A 17,024-nucleotide genomic window follows, 5' to 3' on the forward strand; every position below is an offset into this window, starting at 1 on the left:
TCTGAAGTGGTTAGGAGTGTCCAAATGGATTAGGGGGCTATATAGGAAATGTCCGCTATTTTGCCGACTCATCCTAAAATGCGGCATTTAGCGGAACGAAATGTCCGCTAAACAGCTTAAATGAGCAAAAATTCGCCGAATCCGGCGGATTAGCGGACATTCGCTTCCGCTAACAAGCCTTTTTTCCCGGTTTCGACAAAATTAGCGGTCAACCGGTTCCGTTAGCAGGTGATTGATGTCCTAACGAACAGCTTCCCGAATTATGCGGCTCCGGCGAACTTCTTTTTGATTTTGCATATGTAGAAGGGGTACTCCGGAAAAGCTGTGAACGTATCCTTTTGCACCATATGATGAACCGTGCCTTGCATATATTGCTCCAGCTTCTCGAATGGGGCGCTTCTTGCGTTCGCCATCAACATCAAATAACCGCCGGACTTTAACAGACGGAAGCAGGCGTCCAAACATCCGGAGTATTCCCCGGTTTCGTCAATGGAGGAGCCGATTAACGTGACGAGGTCGAAGGCTTCTGCAGGTAAAGACGGGTCGAAAATGCTTTTGCACAACACCTTCGAAGCATTCGGGTGACCTTCGCGCCGCTGACGGTACTCGAATATTTCGCAAATTTCCGCATCAATATCAATGCTGGTTAACTTGCCTATTCCTTTCAGCCAATAACCGAGATAATCGTCCCAATCTCCGGTTCCGATTCCGACGTTGCACACCTGCATCCCGTCAAACCGCCCAAAATTTTTCCTCACATATTCCCTTGTCGCCATTTCCGCATGCAGGCATTGCGGGGAGGAGTTCCATTCGCCGGCTTCGGGACCTTTGAGCTCAATGTAGTACCGCAGCAATTTCTCGTCCATGGTTTTCATAGAAATCCCCCCTGTGAAAGGTAACAAGACAACCTTTTCCTTTACTCCATCGTGATCGCGATTTTTTGCTCCGCTTGGAACCAGTCCACTTTAGCCCCTAGAGATTCGCTGATGAACCGGAGCGGCAAATACGATATGGATGCGCTGGAAATCGGCTTATTGGGCAGTTCGACAGCTTCCCCGTTCAGCTTGATTTCGCCTGTCTTGTAGTTGACAGTAATTTCGACCGGCGTCATCCCTTCCTGCTTTCTTGTAACGGTGGCGATTTTGGCCGTATTGTCCCAAGTCACGGTAGCTCCCAGCTGCTCAAAGATCGATCGGACCGGGATAAACGCCTGGCCGTTCAACAGGATTGCACCGTTAGAAAGCGCAACGGGCTTGCCGTTGAGCACGATGGAAACCGGCGGCTTCATCGGTACCGGCTTGTAGTACATAATCTCGTAATCTCCGTAGCCTAGTTCTCCATTCTTATTGATTCCCCAGCCCCACAACGTACCGTCTGTTTTTTGCATGATGATTTGCCGCCCGCCGGGAACGATCGACTCCACATCCGAAGCAAGCAATTCAAAGCTTTGGTTTTCCAGCAGCTTTTCCGTCTCGATCGAGCCGCCGTATAGCTTTCCGTCATTGGTCAGGGCAATGATGAAACGCTCGACGATGTAAGCATCCTTCACGTTTTTTATACCGGACATCAATATCGGCGCCGCCTGTTTATGGTATGTCGTTCCGTCGGAAAACCCGGAAACCGTTCGCCCCCAAAACCACAATCTAGCTTGACGGTCTACGGCGGCAAGCGCGTAAGACGAATAGTGAATCGAGGCGATGCCCTTCAACCCTTCCACCGGAACCGCCGTGATCGGATCGTTGTCGTCGGACGGATCCTTCACGGTATCGGGGTCGTATTCATTCGGGAACGTCCAAACCGTTCCGTCTTCTTTCAGAATGATGTTTTGCCGGGCATCGACCGCGTGATCGGCGGACGTTACTTGAACGAACGTATGGAACGAATCTGTACTGGTCCAAACCGAACCGTCCTTCTTAACGAGCAGCCACTGTTGTTTTTGCGACTTGTAGTTGTAATAGCCCGCAATCTCTTTTACATTGTCGATGCCTGTCATTTCCTCCGCGGGATAAGAGCGATCCTGAGGCATCCGGTACAGCTTGCCTTCCGCATTGAGAAACAACATATCGGGATACTGATTATAAACCGAAACGGCGTCGGTTACGCCATCTACGAGCTCAAACTGCGCCAAACCGGTAATTGCATTTCTTTCCCAGCGCCATACCGTGCCGTCGTTCTTAACTACGAACTGCCCTCCGATCGACGCTTTCACATCGGTAAGCCCTTGCACTTGCGTAGGAACGGTATAATAATTCCCCCATACCCAGAACGTCCCGTCCGATTTCATCAAATAATCTGCGCCGTAGCTTTGAATATTTCCTGCCGCGGCGGCGGCCGTTGAAGCGTCTCCGGCGGCGCTGCCTAAGCCTATACTTGTAACAAGGCAGAGCGCGGCTAACCATTTTTTCATACGGATGGTTCCCTCCTTCAAGTAAACGCATATCCAAATAGACGGATCGTCGGGTTAGAAGGTTCCATCCTTATTCGTTTCTTCCACGATCAGGGAAGCGAACTTCTCCCGCTCCTCAAAGTGAGGCGAATGAGCGGAATGCTCAAACCAAGTCCAATGCTTCTCAGGCGCCTTCAACAGGTTGAAAAATTCCTCACTCTGCTGATACGGTATCATTAAATCGTGTCTTCCCATACAGAAATGCACGGGAATCTCCACCTGATGAATTCGGCTTTTAAAGTCGATTTCTCTCAATTCTTGCTGTAAATGCTTCATACTGAACAATTGCCCCTTTACATGCTTAAAGGCATCCGTCAGGGTATATTCTTTGCTCTTCAAAAGCTCCTTGATGATCGTCCCTACCATTTTTCCGTCATGGGAAATTCCACCGCCGAACGAATCGAGATATTTTTGGTGCACCCGATCATGCCTCAAATCGCTCCATGGAGGAGGGCCGATCCGCGACAAATCGCTATAAGCCTTACGGTTATTTTGCGATCGTGACTTCTCCAACAAAATTGCATAGGATAACTGCTCTCCTTCGACATAGTTGGCAAGCTGCGATACGCCAAAATATCTCTTATATAACTGCGGGCTCCGGGCTATCGCTAACATTCCTATGACCGTGCCCCATGAGTGCCCTAGCAGATAGATTTGTTCCCGACCGAAACGACCGCACAAATATCGGGTCAGTTCAAGAGTATCCTCGACGAACTGATTGATGTTCATCGTCTCTTGAGGGATTTGCTTCGAATAAGACAATCCTGCGCCTCTTTGATCCCAATTCACAACAATATAATGCCGTTCGAGCTCGGCCTGCATTTTTCTAACGAAGCCTATTTGGCCGCTGCCGGGTCCGCCGTGCAGCATCAATAACACCGGTTTATTCTTGTCCAAGCCTCTTATGTAGACCCACTGCCTCATACCGCCAATCGTGACATCCAGCAATTCGGAGATGGAATTTTCCGAGTCTATTTTCACAGCGTTTCTAGTAAACACTTGCTAATACCCCCGTTCAAATTGTTGAAACAAATAGTAACATCACTAAACAAATGGTTCAATCATAGGATCAAATAAAAAAGCCGGGTTCTCCCCGGCCTTCCGCATGTCTTTATTATTTCGACTTTTTCTTTGCCGCGGACCTGCCCAGCTTATCCGGGTCGGCGGACGGACGCTCGACATGCTGCGATCCGTTCGGCTTTACGGAATCCTTCATGCGAATACCTCCTTTTGTTGGATTCCTGTTAGTTATTCGTTATTTTCGGGAAACTTAGCCGAGTGTTACTGCCTAAGCAAAAAAATAACCGCACTCAACTGTGCGGTTATTGCCGATTCAAAAACTATACCTTCATATGCTCGACAAGCTTCTGAAGCTGCTGCGCCGTAAGGTTCAGCTCCTTCATCGACTCCGAGATTCGGGACGTCGCTTTGCCTTGCTCTTCGGCGTGCGAAAGAGAAAAGTTTATCGATTACGCCACTCCCCATTATGTGTGCAACTCAGCCGGAATGCAATGAAACTTATCGTGTCTATTTTTTCATGGCCCATTTATGAATTTCCTCGATGATCGGCTTTAGAGCGGCTCCTTTTTCCGTTAATACGTATTCGATCCGCACCGGTGTTTCCGGGTAGACGTATCTCCGTACCACCCCCGCCTCCTCCAGCTCCTTAAAGCGTTCGGACAGCATGCGGTCGCTCACGCCGGGAACCTGTTCCGATACTTCTTTGAACCTCCGATGTCCCGTCAAAAGCGCGTGAATAATCAGGCCGGTCCAGCGCTTACCCAACAATTCGAACGCCGATTCCACTCTTGGCGATATCTCGAGGTCTTGCTTCAACACTTTCCTTACCTCCCGCTTCCAGCGCCATGACCATTAAAGTAACGTGCTGCTTGGCTAAATTCTCAACTTCCTGATAGCTTTGACCGTAATGTATGCACCAGGAAACAAAGCCGTGAAGCGCCATAAACATATTCCACGGAAGCGTGAAATGCAAGCAATCCCGCTCCGGATGCTTTCCGATCGCTTCCCGTATGATGCCTGCAAACATATTCAAACACTCCGCCTGCTCGGAGCGCGGATATCGCTGAAGCTCGCTGTCCCGGATCATGAACATAATTTCGTAATGATGAGGATGCTCCAGCCCGAATTTAATGAACTCGAGCATCAATTCCCTAAGTGCCGCCAAGTCATGCCGTTCGATTCTATGCAGCAGCTCTTTCTGCTTGGTCAGCAGGAGGTTGAAATCCTCGACGACAAGCGCGTAGAATAGATCGGCCTTATCCTGAAAGTAATAGTAAAGCGAACCATGGCTGTACCCAAGCTCATTAGCAATCTTCCGCATGGAAACCGCCCGGTAACCTTGCGTAACAAACAGTTCTCTTGCTGCGAACAGGATTCTTTCCCGGCTTAACTCTTGTTCAACCGCTCTTCTCGCCATTTTTCTATCCCTCCCATTTCGTATAATTATACGGGAGGCGCGTTAACGCTTCAACACTTTTTTGCATGAAAGCATTAACGCGTTTTAGCGGGCATTTCCTCATGCGTGCGAAATTCGCTTTCGTGACGCGTAATTACGCTTTGTCCTTGAGTAATATCCGTCATCCAAGCGACAAAATGATCCGCGTCCTCCGCAAGCGGTATGCATCGCAATGTAACTTTATCCGTAAATTGGGTTTCTTCCACAATAATTCCTTTGCCCCGCAGCTCGTTGTCCACCTTTCCGTGCCACGTGTAGTCGATTTCAACGTCTACCGGCGTGTGAAGCACGCGATAAATCGGCTGCGCCGCAGCCAGTCCGGCCACCGCGCCGTCCGTATATGCCCGCACAAGCCCGCCGGCGCCGAGCATGATGCCGCCGAAGTAGCGCGTTACGACGACGACGACATTTTTGAGCTGCTGGTTTTTGATCACCTCGAGAATCGGCTTCCCCGCCGTACCGCTCGGCTCGCCGTCGTCTGACGCCTTCTGGTGCTGGTCGCGTTCGCCTACCATGTACGCCGAACAGTTATGCGTCGCCATCCGATGACGCTGTTTGATCTCCTCGATGAAGGCGACCGCTTCCTCCTCCGTTTCGACCCCTTTGGCATGTCCGATAAAGCGCGACCTTTTGATCACGACCTCGGCTTCTCCGTACCCCTTCACTGTCTTGTAAAACGGCAGCATCCGTCTTCCCCCTTCCAAGAATAACCGGCTTCAGGCGTTATATCCGCAGAATATCCTTTCTGAACCGTTGAAAAAGCAGCCCATCGGATCGATGAGCTGCCGTCAATGTTTTTTCGGATCAAGTTACATGTTGCGCAATCTTGCTTCGAGCTCCGCCTTCTGCGCTTCAAAGCCCGGTTTGCCGAGCAGCGCGAACATGTTCGTCTTATAAGCCTCGACGCCCGGCTGGTCGAACGGATTGACGCCGAGCATGTAACCGCTGACCCCGCACGCCTTCTCGAAGAAGTACACCATATGGCCGAACGTGTACGGCGTAAGATCGGCGAGATGAACGACCGTATTCGGCACTCCGCCGTCCGTATGCGCAAGGAGCGTGCCTTGGAACGCCTTCTTGTTTACGAAGTCGATCGTCTGTCCCGCCAAGAAATTAAGTCCGTCCACGTTGTCCGGATCGGTCGGCACATTAAGCTCCACCGGAACCTTCGTGACTTGAAGGACGGTTTCGAACAAGTTTCTCGCACCTTCTTGAATGAACTGCCCCATGGAGTGAAGGTCGGTGCTGAAGTCGACGGAAGCCGGGTAGATGCCCTTGTAGTCCTTGCCTTCGCTCTCTCCGTACAGCTGCTTCCACCATTCGGAGACGAAATGCAGGCTCGGCTCGTAATTGACAAGAATTTCGATCGCTTTTCCTTTGCGGTACAGCGCGTTGCGGACAGCCGCGTATTGGTAGCTTTCGTTGGAGGCGATATCCGGGTTCGCGTATGTTTGCTGTGCGTCGGCCGCACCCGCCATCATCGCTTCGATGTCGACGCCGGCTACGGCGATCGGCAGCAAGCCTACCGCCGTCAGCACGGAATAGCGGCCGCCTACGTCGTCAGGAATGACGAACGATTCGTAGCCTTCGGCGTCCGCGAGCTTCTTTAGCGCGCCTTTGGCTGCGTCCGTCGTTGCGTAGATGCGCTTGCGCGCTTGCTCCTTGCCGTATTTGCGCTCGAGCGCTTCCTTGAAAATCCGGAACGCCACGGCCGGCTCGGTCGTCGTGCCGGACTTGGAGATGACGTTAACGGAGAAGTCTTTGCCTTCCAGCGCTTGAAGCAACTGAGACATGTATGTAGAGGAAATGTTATTTCCTGCGTAAAAAATGTGCGGCGCGTTCCGGGTTTGCTTGTCCAAGTGAGCGCCGAACGGATGCGTCAGCATTTCGATCGCGGCGCGTGCGCCGAGGTAAGAGCCGCCGATGCCGATGACGACGAGCGCCTCGGAGTCGCTGCGGATTCGCTGCGCCGCTTCTTGGATGCGCTTGAACTCGGCTTTGTCGTAATTGGTCGGCAAGTCTACCCAGCCGAGGTAATCGGAGCCTGCTCCGGTTTTGTTATGGAGCATGTCGTGAGCGAGCCGAACGGCTCCTGCCGCGTAATCCAGTTCGTGCTGTCCGACGAACGGAAGCGCGGGCTTGTAATCGTATCGAATAGGCGTAGTCACGTATGGTCCTCCTTTTATGTTCGTTTCTATAGATTTTGACTCAAGCATACTGCACCGCTCCGGGCAAATGCAAGCCGCCGGGGTTTGTTGCCCGCATCGACTTTGCACCAAAGTTTGTTACTACCCCTTCCCTTACGAAGGCGCCGCCTCCTTCGCACGATCGGATCACATAGAAACAGCCTGCTTTCACATAGATGGATGGAAGTGGTAAGATGGTGGTAACGTTATTCATTTTCAATCGATCTGATTCGTGGAGGTGCCGTATGCGGACAATCGGTTTCATCGGGCTCGGAACAATGGGGCTTCCGATGGCTCAAAATTTGCTAAAAAAAGGCTTCCAAGTCATCGCTTTTAATCGAACAAGCTCCAAGGTTGACATTCTTTCCGAACTCGGCGCGGAGGCCGCAGCTTCTCCGAAGGAGGCTGCGGAGCAGGCGGACGTCGTCATCACGATGCTCAGCGACAATCCTTCCGTCGAAGAGGTGTATTACGGCTCTAACGGGATTATGAACGGTATCCGCCCGGGCATAACGGTGATCGACAGCAGCACGATTTCCCCAGCCTTGGTGCGCAGAATCGCTTCGGATTTGCAAGAGCGCTCGGCGGAATTTTTGGATGCTCCGGTAACGGGAAGCAAGCCGGCCGCCATTGACGGGACGCTTCTGTTCATGGTCGGCGGCAAACAGGAAGCGCTGGAGAGCGTCGAGGATATTTTGTCCGCGATGGGCAGCAAGATCGTACATATGGGACCGACGGGCTCAGGTTCGCAAACGAAGCTGGCAGCGAACGCGATGGTCGGCATTCATGCGGCGGCGCTGATGGAAGGTTTGTCCATCGCAACGAAATCCGGCGTCGATCCGGAGAAGTTTCTTCAGATCGTCCGCGGCGGTGCGGCAAACAGCCGGCAGGCGGAGCTGAAGGGCGACAAAATTCTCGACCGCGATTTCAGCAATCAGTTCTCGCTGAAGCTGATGCTGAAGGATCTCATGCTCGGAGCCGGACTTGCGAACGAGCTGCGCGTGCCGACGCCGATGCTCGAGAACGCAAAGAACGTGTTCCAGATGGGCTACAGCAAGGGGCTCGGCGAGGAGGATTTGAGCTCGCTCATTTTATGCTATGAGGATTGGACCGGCGTCGAGGTGAGGCGCCTTTCGAAGACGGAGCAGGCGATCGCTGGCGGCGGCGGGGCGAGTGCCGAGGCCGAGTCGGGTGTTCGTGAGCGCCGGAAAGCGGCGCGCATCCCGATGAACATCGACTTGCACATCTCGGTGTACCAATGGGAGCAAGAAGGCGCGTTCTCCGGGCAGCAGATCGATGCGAAGCTTTACGACCTTTCGGAAAGCGGGCTGCAGATTCGCTCGAAATTTCCTCTGGCGGCCGACATGTTCGTCGTCATCCACTTCCCGCGCGAGGCCGATCTGCCGCCGATCACCGGCAAGATCATCCGCGTGGCGAACGACGGCGACGCGTTCCGCTACGGCTGCATGCTCTCCGGCGTTCCGCCGTACGTTCGTTTGAAGCTTGAAAACTACCTTCGAAGGAAGGCGTCGGAAGGGTAAGGCAGTAATTTCGTATAAGTTCAAAAACTGACTCTATCCGAATGGATAAGCTCAGTTTTTGAACTTATTTCATTATGGAGGTCGTAGGTCTATACGTTTAATGTCACTTTTTGAGCTTATTTGCTCATAGCCAGGCATTTTACCCTTGCTTTCGGCCGAATAAGCTCACTTTGTGAGTCTAACTCTTGATATAGGTCCACTTTTTGAGCCTATAGAATCATTTCCCTACCCGCTTGGGTAAGTTCATAGTAACGAACTCTAAGTTTGCCGGTGCCGTCTAGCGGTTTGATCAAAATATGCTGTAACAGTTCGATAATAATTTTTTTCATTGTGTTACGACTTACTTCCAGATAGGCCGCCATTTCAATAGGTGAAAAAGGTTTTCCCTTCATACGTGCATAACGTAACATTTCCTTCCCCTTCAGCGACAATACAGGACCTACCGTTTTTCCATCCCGGCCCCATACAATTTGCCGAAGCAGCTGCTGCGCCTCCCTCGGGCGGTATTTGATAATATCGGAGGAAAAATGGACCACGGTCCACCGATCCGCTGTAAGATGAGCATCCCGAAGCAAATTATCAGCGTATTTCCATCGATCGATATCCCTCACATGAGGATTAAATCCGTCTCCTTCCAGAGCGATTCGCGTCAACAACGGTTTGTAAGCTAAATCCAAATACCTTCTACCATCGTTGTAATCACGAACCTCATACTCGGGGTGAAGGTGGTCGAAATTGCCGAACGCGGGCCACCAGACTTTTTCCAGCAGCAGCTTCTCCAAGTAACCGTGGCCCTTCTTCAGCCGTTCCAGCCGCTCGCCCGTTCTGCGCCTAAGATGCGACTCCAGCCATTCGGCATGCGCCTTCTCAAACTCATGATTCATTCGTAAATCCTCTCCTTCCGGAAAAGTAGAATAAAAAAACGCCGCCCACCCCCGTCAAAAGGGGTAAGCGGCGTATGCTTCACGCAGCGTTACAAACTATAGGTTACAGCAGCGCCTTCACGCGGGCGGCGACATTGGCGGCGGTGAAGCCGTACTCCTCCATCACCTTCGGGCCAGGCGCGGAAGCGCCGTAGGTCGTGATGCCGAGTACGTCGCCCGCATCGCCGACATATTTGTGCCACCCGTACGGGGAGGCCATCTCCACGGCGAGGCGCGCCTTCACGTTCGGCAGAACGACCGAGTCGCGATACTCGCGAGGCTGAGCATCGAAGAGCCCCGGGCTCGGCATCGAAATGACGCGGACGTGAATGCCTTCGTCCGCCAGCAGCTTCTGCGCAGCGACGGCAAGCGACACCTCGGAGCCTGTCGCGATAATCTGCGCAGCAGGCGTTACGCCGGCTGGAGCGTCCGACAGCACGTAAGCTCCGCGGGCGAGACCGTCGCGAGCGAGCTCAGCCGTGCCGGCCAGCACGGGCAGCGCCTGCCGCGTGAGGATGAGCGCCACCGGCTGCTCCTTCTGCGCGAGCGCGTAACGCCATGCCGCGGCGGTTTCGTTCGCGTCGGCCGGGCGCAGCACCGTAATGTCGATCATCGTGCGCAGCGCAGGCAGCTGCTCGATCGGCTCGTGCGTCGGGCCGTCCTCGCCGACGGCGATCGAATCGTGCGTGAACACGTATACGACCGGAAGCTTCATGATGCCGGCTAAGCGAATCGCCGGGCGCAAGTAGTCGGAGAATACGAAGAACGTTCCGCCGAACACCCGCACGCCGCCGTGCAGCGCCATGCCGTTCATCGCGGCGCCCATCGCGAACTCGCGTACGCCGTAATATACGTTGCGGCCGGAATAGTCTTCCGGATGGAACACGCCCGTATCGTTCAAATGCGTATTCGTCGAAGATTCCAGGTCGGCCGAACCGCCGAAGAACGCCGGAAGCTTCGGAGAAATGCCGTTCATCACTTTGCCGGAAGCCGCGCGCGTCGCGATGGGCTTATCTTCCGTCGAGAACGTCGGAATGCCCGCGTCCCAGCCCTCCGGAAGCTCGCCGGCGAACGATTGCTCGAACTGGCGCGCCAGCTCGGGATGCGCCGCCTTATACTTCGCGAACGTTTCCTCCCACGCCTTGTACGCCGCCTCGCCCTTCGCCTTCAGCTCCGCGAAATGCGCGCGAACCTCTTCCGGTACATGGAACGGCTCATGCGGCCACGCGTACACTTCCTTCGTCAGCTTCGCTTCGTCCGCGCCGAGCGGCGAGCCGTGAGGACCCGCATGTCCGCCCTTGCCCGCTTTGTTCGGCGAGCCGTAGCCGATGACCGTCTTCACCTCGATCAAGGTCGGGACGTCGCTCTTCTTCGCTTCGGCAATGGCGGAACCGATCGCCGCCAAATCGTTGCCGTCCTCCACGCGGAGGACATTCCAGCCGTAGCCCTTGAACCGGGTTCCCACATGCTCGGAGAACGCCAAATTCAAATCGCCGTCCAGCGAAATGTCGTTCGAATCGTACAGCACGATCAATTTGCCGAGCTTCAAATGGCCCGCCATCGAAGCCGCCTCGCTCGAAATGCCTTCCATCAAATCTCCGTCGCCGCAAATGACGAACGTATGATGGTCGACGACGTTGTAGCCGTCGCGGTTATATACTGCAGCCGTATGAGCCTCGGCCATCGCCATGCCGACAGCCATCGCGAACCCTTGTCCGAGCGGACCGGTCGTTGCGTCGACGCCCGGCGTATGGCGGAATTCCGGGTGGCCCGGCGTCTTGGAGCCCCACTGGCGGAACTGCTTAATTTCCTCCATCGGCAAATCGTAGCCGAATAAGTGCAGCAAGCTGTATAGCAGCATGGAGCCATGGCCCGCGGACAGCACGAACCGGTCGCGGTTCACCCAATCCGGACGCGACGGATTATGGTTCATATACTTGGACCAGAGCTCGTACGCCATCGGCGCGGCGCCCATCGGCATGCCCGGATGGCCCGAGTTCGCCTTCTCAATAGCGTCGATCGCCAATGTGCGAATCGTGTCGATCGATAATTGTTCGATGGACTTATTAACGGATAATGTCACTTCGCTAGTCTCCTCCTTGAACATACAGGCAACGAGTTTTATTTTGACTTATTGTACCATTGCCTTACCCGCTTTGCCACATTGACGCCCTAAATCGCCGTTCCTCGGCAAAAATGCCGCCGCATCACCGGAAACCGTGCGATAACGGCGGCTAGTTTTTTCATCCCGCTCCCAAAATACGAAAGCTCCCCGTTCCGATCGTGCCGAGCCTGCCTCTCTCATCCGTCACCGTTCCTTGGACGGTCAGCGTAGTCCGCGACTCGTGCTGCACATACGCCACCGCTGTCAGCTTGCCTTCATGAAGCGGCGCGACAAAATGAACGTTCAAATTCGTAGTTACGGTCTTCTCCCCCGGCCGCGCGGCCATCACCGCAAGCCCCATCGCATTGTCGAGCATCGATGAGAGCACCCCGCCGTGCACCAGGCCGATCGGATTCAAGTGACGCCGGTCCGCGACCAGTGTAATGACGGTTCTCTGCGCCGTTACCTCCTCCGCTTTGAACCCGATATGCTCCCAGAACGTACCTTTGGCCCGTTCCTCCATCGCCGCCAGCCAGCCGTCCGAACCGCTTCCTTTTGTATGATCCAACGCCTAACCCCCTTCTCCGTGATGAACCGTTTTTGTTCCAATTGTACGCTTACGAAAAAATGCCCCGCAAGCATTCATGCCTGCAGGGCGCAATCTGCGACGGGTCGGGGACGCTATGGTGCCTCGTCCGCGGCAGCTTCGCCGTTCGACAACCGCTCGTTCTCCTCCTCAATGAGCGCCCGGCGCAGCACTTTTCCGATCATCGTCTTCGGCAGCGACTCGCGGAATTCAAAAAGACGGGGCACCTTATACGCTGCAAGCCGCTCCCTGCACCATGCTTCAAGCTCCGTCCCGGTAACCGCCGCGCCTTCCTTCACAACGATGTAAGCCTTCACCGTTTCCCCGCGATATTTGTCCGGCACGCCGGCGACGACCGCCTCCCGAACCGCCGGATGCTCGAACAGCACCTCTTCCACGTCGCGAGGGTATACGTTGAATCCGCTCGCAATGATGACGTCCTTCTTGCGGTCGACGATCATGAAGAAGCCGTCCTCATCCATTTTTCCCATATCGCCGGTGTATAGCCAGCCATCCTTCAACACCTTCTCCGTCTCGTCCGGGCGGTTCCAATAGCCTTTCATCACCTGCGGCCCGCGGACGATCACTTCGCCGATTTCCCCGGCCGGCAGTTCCTCTCCCGTATCCGGGTTAACGATTTTCGCTTCCGTATCGGGAAACGGGACCCCGATGGAACCGATTTTCCGTTTGCCCCAAATCGGATTCGCATGCGTGACCGGCGACGCCTCCGTCAATCCGTAGCCTTCGATCAGCCTTCCGCCGGAAATGTTCTCGAATGTCTCCTGCACCTCCAGCGGAAGCGCGGATGAGCCGCTGACGCACACTTTGATCGAGGACAAGTCGTATTCCTTGATTTTCGGATGGTTGATCAGCGCAATATACATCGTCGGAGCTCCTGGGAACGTGGTCGGCTTCAGCCGGTCGATCGTCTGGAGCACGGTATCCGCTTCGAACCGAGGGAGCAAAATCATCAAGGATCCCCGCAGCACCGCCTGATTCATCAGCACAGTGAGCCCGAAAACATGGAATAAGGGCAGCGCCGCCAAAAATCGTTCTTCGCCGTCCACGGATTTATACGACCAATGAATGTTCTGGTACGTATTGGCGACGAGATTGAAGTGGGTCAGCATGACGCCCTTCGAAATGCCGGTCGTTCCCCCTGTATACTGCAGAAGGGCCGTATCCCGTTCCGCGTCGACTTGTTCATGAATCGGGGTTGCCGGGGAGGTTGCGAGAAGCCTTTTGAAAGCTAAAATATCATCGCTATAAGGAACGTCCACGTGCTGTCCGTCGCGTTTCACCTTGATCGGGTACAGCAGATTTTTGGGAAAAGGCAAGTAATCCGCGATCGACGTAACGATAATGTGTCTTAGCCGGGTGCGGGGGAGTACGGTTTGAACCCGTTTGAAGAGGAGATTCAAAACTACGATCGCTTTGGCGCCGGAATCCTCCAGCTGATGTCTAAGTTCGTGCTCTTTGTAGAGCGGATTCGTCTGTACCACAATGCCGCCGGCCAGCAGCGTGCCGAAATAGGCGATGACCGCTTGCGGGCAGTTCGGCAGCATGATCGCCACCCGGTCGCCTTTTCCGATGCCGATGCGTCTCAGTCCGTTGGCGAACCGGTACGCGGCGTTCTCAAGCTGGCGGTAGTTAAGCTTTGCGCCCATAAATTGTATGGCGGGGCGGGCCGGAAACCGGTCCGCCGCATCCAGCAATAATTTCGCAACATTATGCTTCGGGTACTGAAAGGTCGGTGCTACCTCTTCGGGATACGATGAGAGCCACGGTTTTTTCGTCTCCATCCGTTAATCATCCCTTCCGCCGCTATCGGGCGTATGTTGCGGTGAGCGTTAACCGACGTATTTTTTGCTTTGAATGACCCGCGCCGCGATGTCCCGCTTCAGAGCCACCGTGTTGATCGGCTGATAACGGGTCAGCTTCTTCAGGATCGACAGCTGTGTTCTTAATGTATCGCCGTCCGCCATGGCGGCTAGCGATTCCTTCGCCAGCGACTCCGCGCGCTCGAACGCTTCTTGGACGAACACCTGCGTCATTTGGACGGCGTTTTCCGATCCCTTTTTGGCGAGCCTCTTTTTCGTCCGAAGCAGCGCGCTTTCCGCCGCGTACATTTGAATCATGATGTCCGCCAAATTGCTGAGCGCCTCCTGCTCCTTCTCGAGGTTCATGCCGTATTTTTGCACTGCGAGACCGCCTGTAAATAGGAAAATGTTTTTCATCATGGAGACGAGGTGCGTTTCTTGCTCGAGCGTGTTCTCGAATTGGGCGGCGGGGACTAGCGAGAGGAGATCGTTTTGGAATTGTTGGGCTTTTTGCAAGAGCGGCAGTTCGCCTTTCATCGCTTTCTTCAGCAGCGTACCGGGAATTAGGAGGCGGTTAATTTCGTTGGTTCCCTCGAAAATGCGGTTGATCCGGGAATCGCGGTAGACGCGTTCGATTTTGTATTCCTGCGTGTAGCCGTAGCCGCCGTGAATTTGTACGCCCTCATCGGCGACGAAATCGAGTCCTTCGGAGGCGAACACTTTGTTGATCGAACATTCGAGCGCGTATTCGGCGATGCCTTTGGCCGATCGGAGGCCTGCGTCCGGCGCGCTGTAGTCGAGGTCCCTCAGAATGTTGTCGATCAGTCCTGCGGTGCGGTACACCATGCTTTCCATCACGTACGTGCGGATGTTCATGTCGGCGAGCTTTTTGCCGATGAGCGGGAAGCTTGCGATCGGCTTGCCGAACTGCGTGCGGGTGTTGGCATAGCTTGCGGCGAGCGCGATCGATTCTTTGGCGCCGCCGAGGCAGCCTGCGCCGAGCTTGAACCGGCCGATGTTGAGAATGTTGAAGGCGATCAGGTGCCCTTTGCCTCGTTCGCCGAGCAGGTTCTCGGCCGGGATGCGCGCGTCCTCGAAGAAGAGCGGCACGGTGGATGAGCCTTTGATGCCCATCTTCTTCTCTTCGGGGCCGATCGAGAAGCCCGGCGTGCCGCGCTCGACGATGAAGGCCGAGAAGTCGGTGCCGTCGATTTTCGCGTATACGATGAAGATGTCGGCGAAGCCGCCGTTGGTGATGAAAATTTTGCTGCCGTTGAGGACGTATTCGGTGCCGGCTTCGCTCAGCTTCGCGGTCGTCTTTGCGCCGAGCGCGTCGGAGCCGGAGGCCGGCTCGGTCAGGCAGTAGGCGGCGATAAGCTCGCCGGTCGCGAGCTTCGGCAAGTACTTGCGCTTCTGCTGCTCGGTGCCGAAGAAGACGATCGGCAGCGTGCCGATGCCGACGTGCGCGCCGATGGACAGCGCGAAGGAGGACGCTTTCGAGAGGTTTTCGTTGATAATGGTGGAGCTTACCTTATCGAGGCCGAGGCCGCCGTACTGCTCCGGTATGTCGGCGCTCAGCAGGCCGAGCTCGCCGGCCTTGCGCATGAGCTCGACGGTAAGCTCGTAGTCGAGCTTCTCGATGCGCTCGTCGTGCGGGAGCACTTCCGCCTCGACGAAGCCGCGGGTCGTCTCCGCGAACATGAGCTGCTCTTCGCTGAAGTCTTCAGGCGTCATAACTTGTTCCGGACTTATGTTGTCGATGACGAAGCTGCCTCCGACGATTTTCTGGTTTGGGTTGTTGGTTACGGTCATTCGGATCCGCTCCTTGCATTTAGGGTTGGGTGGGCTTTCCGACATGGCAATTGGAGTTTCTCCACTTGTTCGAGGGGTTCACCCTGCTTTCCGACAAAGCAAGTGGATTTTCTCCACTTGTTCCGGGGGTTCGCCCCGCTTTTCGAGCTGGCAAGTGGACTTTCTCCACTTGTTCGGGGTAGTCGCCCCGCTTACTGACACTGCAAGTGGATTTTCTCCACTTACTGCAGAGATCCGCCCCGCTTTCCGACACAGCAAGTGGAGTTTCTCCACTTACTTCAGAGATCCGCCCCGCTTTCCGACACAGCAAGTGGAGTTTCTCCACGTGTAAGGGGTGGGCGCCACGCTTTCCGATAGATCTAGTGTAGTTTCTCCACTTTTTCGGGTTGGACGCCCCGCTTTCCGATATCGCAAGTGGAGTTTCTCCACGTGTAAGGGGTGGGCGCCACGCTTTCCGATAGATCTAGTGTAGTTTCTCCACTTTTTCGGGTTGGACGCCCCGCTTTCCGATATCGCAAGTGGAGTTTCTCCACGTGTTCGGGGTGGTCGCCCCGCTTTCCGATATAGCAAGTGGAGTTTCTCCACTTGTTCCGGGGGATTCGCCCCGCTTTCCGACACAGCAAGTGGACTTTCTCCACTTGTATCGGGGGTTCGCCCCGCTTTCCGTCACAGCAAGTGGAGTTTCTCCACTTGTTCCGGGGATTCGCCCCGCTTTCCGACATGGCAAGTGGGGATTCTCCACTTGTTCGGGGTGGTCGCCCCGCTTTCCGATATAGCAAGTGGAGTTTCTCCTCTTATTCCGGGGATTCGCCCCGCTTTCCGTCACAGCAAGTGGAGTTTCTCCACTTGTTCCGGGGATTCGCCCCGCTTTCCGACATGGCAAGTGGGGATTCTCCACTTGTTCGGGGTGGTCGCCCCGCTTTCCGATATAGCAAGTGGAGTTTCTCCACTTATTCCGGGGATTCGCCCCGCTTTCCGTCACAGCAAGTGAAGTTTCTCCATCTAACTCGGATTGAGTAAACTATTATTGCGTTTTTCCCTCCGACCAATATACCGCCTGCCTCCAACGGAATTTTATTCCGCTGCACTATGCCACACCAAGTAACTAGTTACTTCCAACGGAACTCTAT

General features: G+C 54.7%; 13 protein-coding genes. 1 reads left to right on the forward strand and 12 read right to left on the reverse strand.

Features of this window, described 5'->3' with window-relative positions:
* Positions 1-260: 260 nt before the first annotated feature.
* The 7 genes from PT964_RS14830 to PT964_RS14860 all read right to left on the reverse strand — a co-directional run bounded on the left by PT964_RS14830 (position 261) and on the right by PT964_RS14860 (position 7,090).
* On the reverse strand, positions 261-875 hold the full coding sequence (locus tag PT964_RS14830) for a class I SAM-dependent methyltransferase (RefSeq protein ID WP_274364145.1): 615 nt from the start codon (positions 873-875) through the stop codon (positions 261-263).
* 41 nt (positions 876-916) lie between these two features.
* The gene (locus PT964_RS14835; protein WP_274364146.1) at positions 917-2,407 is read right to left on the reverse strand and encodes a stalk domain-containing protein; all 1,491 of its coding nucleotides are present in this window, start codon (positions 2,405-2,407) and stop codon (positions 917-919) included.
* A gap of 54 nt (positions 2,408-2,461) precedes the next feature.
* Entirely contained in the window at positions 2,462-3,445 is a 984-nt protein-coding gene (locus PT964_RS14840) for an alpha/beta fold hydrolase (RefSeq protein ID WP_274364147.1), read from the reverse strand.
* A gap of 528 nt (positions 3,446-3,973) precedes the next feature.
* Positions 3,974-4,231, reverse strand: a complete 258-nt coding sequence (locus PT964_RS14845; RefSeq protein WP_337995037.1) for a winged helix-turn-helix transcriptional regulator — start codon at positions 4,229-4,231, stop codon at positions 3,974-3,976.
* Positions 4,224-4,883 (reverse strand): TetR/AcrR family transcriptional regulator, encoded by a 660-nt coding sequence (locus PT964_RS14850; RefSeq protein ID WP_274364149.1) that lies wholly within the window; start codon positions 4,881-4,883, stop codon positions 4,224-4,226. Before PT964_RS14850 ends, PT964_RS14845 begins: the two co-directional genes overlap by 8 nt.
* Before the next feature lie 74 nt (positions 4,884-4,957).
* A complete protein-coding gene (locus PT964_RS14855; RefSeq protein WP_274364150.1) occupies positions 4,958-5,608 on the reverse strand; it encodes a YigZ family protein in 651 nt (216 codons plus the stop codon).
* 123 nt (positions 5,609-5,731) lie between these two features.
* A complete protein-coding gene (locus tag PT964_RS14860) occupies positions 5,732-7,090 on the reverse strand; it encodes a glucose-6-phosphate isomerase (protein ID WP_274364151.1) in 1,359 nt (452 codons plus the stop codon).
* A 263-nt stretch (positions 7,091-7,353) separates the two neighbouring features.
* Here PT964_RS14860 and PT964_RS14865 point away from each other — a divergent pair, with 263 nt between their 5' ends.
* Positions 7,354-8,649 (forward strand): NAD(P)-binding domain-containing protein, encoded by a 1,296-nt coding sequence (locus PT964_RS14865; RefSeq protein ID WP_337995038.1) that lies wholly within the window; start codon positions 7,354-7,356, stop codon positions 8,647-8,649.
* A 209-nt stretch (positions 8,650-8,858) separates the two neighbouring features.
* On the opposite strand, the gene PT964_RS14875 is transcribed toward PT964_RS14865, so the two are convergent.
* The 5 genes from PT964_RS14875 to PT964_RS14895 form a co-directional block, all read right to left on the reverse strand.
* Positions 8,859-9,533: a helix-turn-helix domain-containing protein gene (locus tag PT964_RS14875; protein WP_274364152.1), complete on the reverse strand. Its 675-nt coding sequence runs from the start codon at positions 9,531-9,533 to the stop codon at positions 8,859-8,861.
* A 103-nt stretch (positions 9,534-9,636) separates the two neighbouring features.
* Positions 9,637-11,679, reverse strand: coding sequence for a transketolase (gene tkt, locus PT964_RS14880; RefSeq protein ID WP_274364153.1), 2,043 nt, complete (start codon positions 11,677-11,679; stop codon positions 9,637-9,639).
* Positions 11,680-11,815: 136 nt separating this feature from the next.
* Complete coding sequence (locus tag PT964_RS14885; RefSeq protein ID WP_274364154.1) at positions 11,816-12,244, reverse strand: PaaI family thioesterase; 429 nt, start codon at positions 12,242-12,244, stop codon at positions 11,816-11,818.
* Positions 12,245-12,357: 113 nt separating this feature from the next.
* Positions 12,358-14,064, reverse strand: a complete 1,707-nt coding sequence (locus PT964_RS14890) for a long-chain-fatty-acid--CoA ligase (protein WP_274364155.1) — start codon at positions 14,062-14,064, stop codon at positions 12,358-12,360.
* Between the two features lie 48 nt (positions 14,065-14,112).
* A complete protein-coding gene (locus PT964_RS14895; protein ID WP_274364156.1) occupies positions 14,113-15,894 on the reverse strand; it encodes an acyl-CoA dehydrogenase family protein in 1,782 nt (593 codons plus the stop codon).
* Positions 15,895-17,024 lie beyond the last annotated feature (1,130 nt).

Source organism: Paenibacillus thermotolerans (assembly GCF_028745515.1).
Taxonomy (GTDB): domain Bacteria; phylum Bacillota; class Bacilli; order Paenibacillales; family YIM-B00363; genus Paenibacillus_AE; species Paenibacillus_AE thermotolerans.

Excerpts from the sequence above, each read along its gene's own strand:
- PT964_RS14830 (WP_274364145.1), bottom strand. The coding sequence starts at position 875 with ATGAAAACCATGGACGAGAAATTGCTGCGGTACTACATTGAGCTCAAA.
- PT964_RS14835 (WP_274364146.1), bottom strand. The coding sequence starts at position 2,407 with ATGAAAAAATGGTTAGCCGCGCTCTGCCTTGTTACAAGTATAGGCTTA.
- PT964_RS14850 (WP_274364149.1), bottom strand. The coding sequence starts at position 4,883 with ATGGCGAGAAGAGCGGTTGAACAAGAGTTAAGCCGGGAAAGAATCCTG.
- PT964_RS14855 (WP_274364150.1), bottom strand. The coding sequence starts at position 5,608 with ATGCTGCCGTTTTACAAGACAGTGAAGGGGTACGGAGAAGCCGAGGTC.
- PT964_RS14865 (WP_337995038.1), top strand. The coding sequence starts at position 7,354 with ATGCGGACAATCGGTTTCATCGGGCTCGGAACAATGGGGCTTCCGATG.
- PT964_RS14875 (WP_274364152.1), bottom strand. The coding sequence starts at position 9,533 with ATGAATCATGAGTTTGAGAAGGCGCATGCCGAATGGCTGGAGTCGCAT.
- tkt (WP_274364153.1), bottom strand. The coding sequence starts at position 11,679 with ATGTTCAAGGAGGAGACTAGCGAAGTGACATTATCCGTTAATAAGTCC.
- PT964_RS14890 (WP_274364155.1), bottom strand. The coding sequence starts at position 14,064 with ATGGAGACGAAAAAACCGTGGCTCTCATCGTATCCCGAAGAGGTAGCA.
- PT964_RS14895 (WP_274364156.1), bottom strand. The coding sequence starts at position 15,894 with ATGACCGTAACCAACAACCCAAACCAGAAAATCGTCGGAGGCAGCTTC.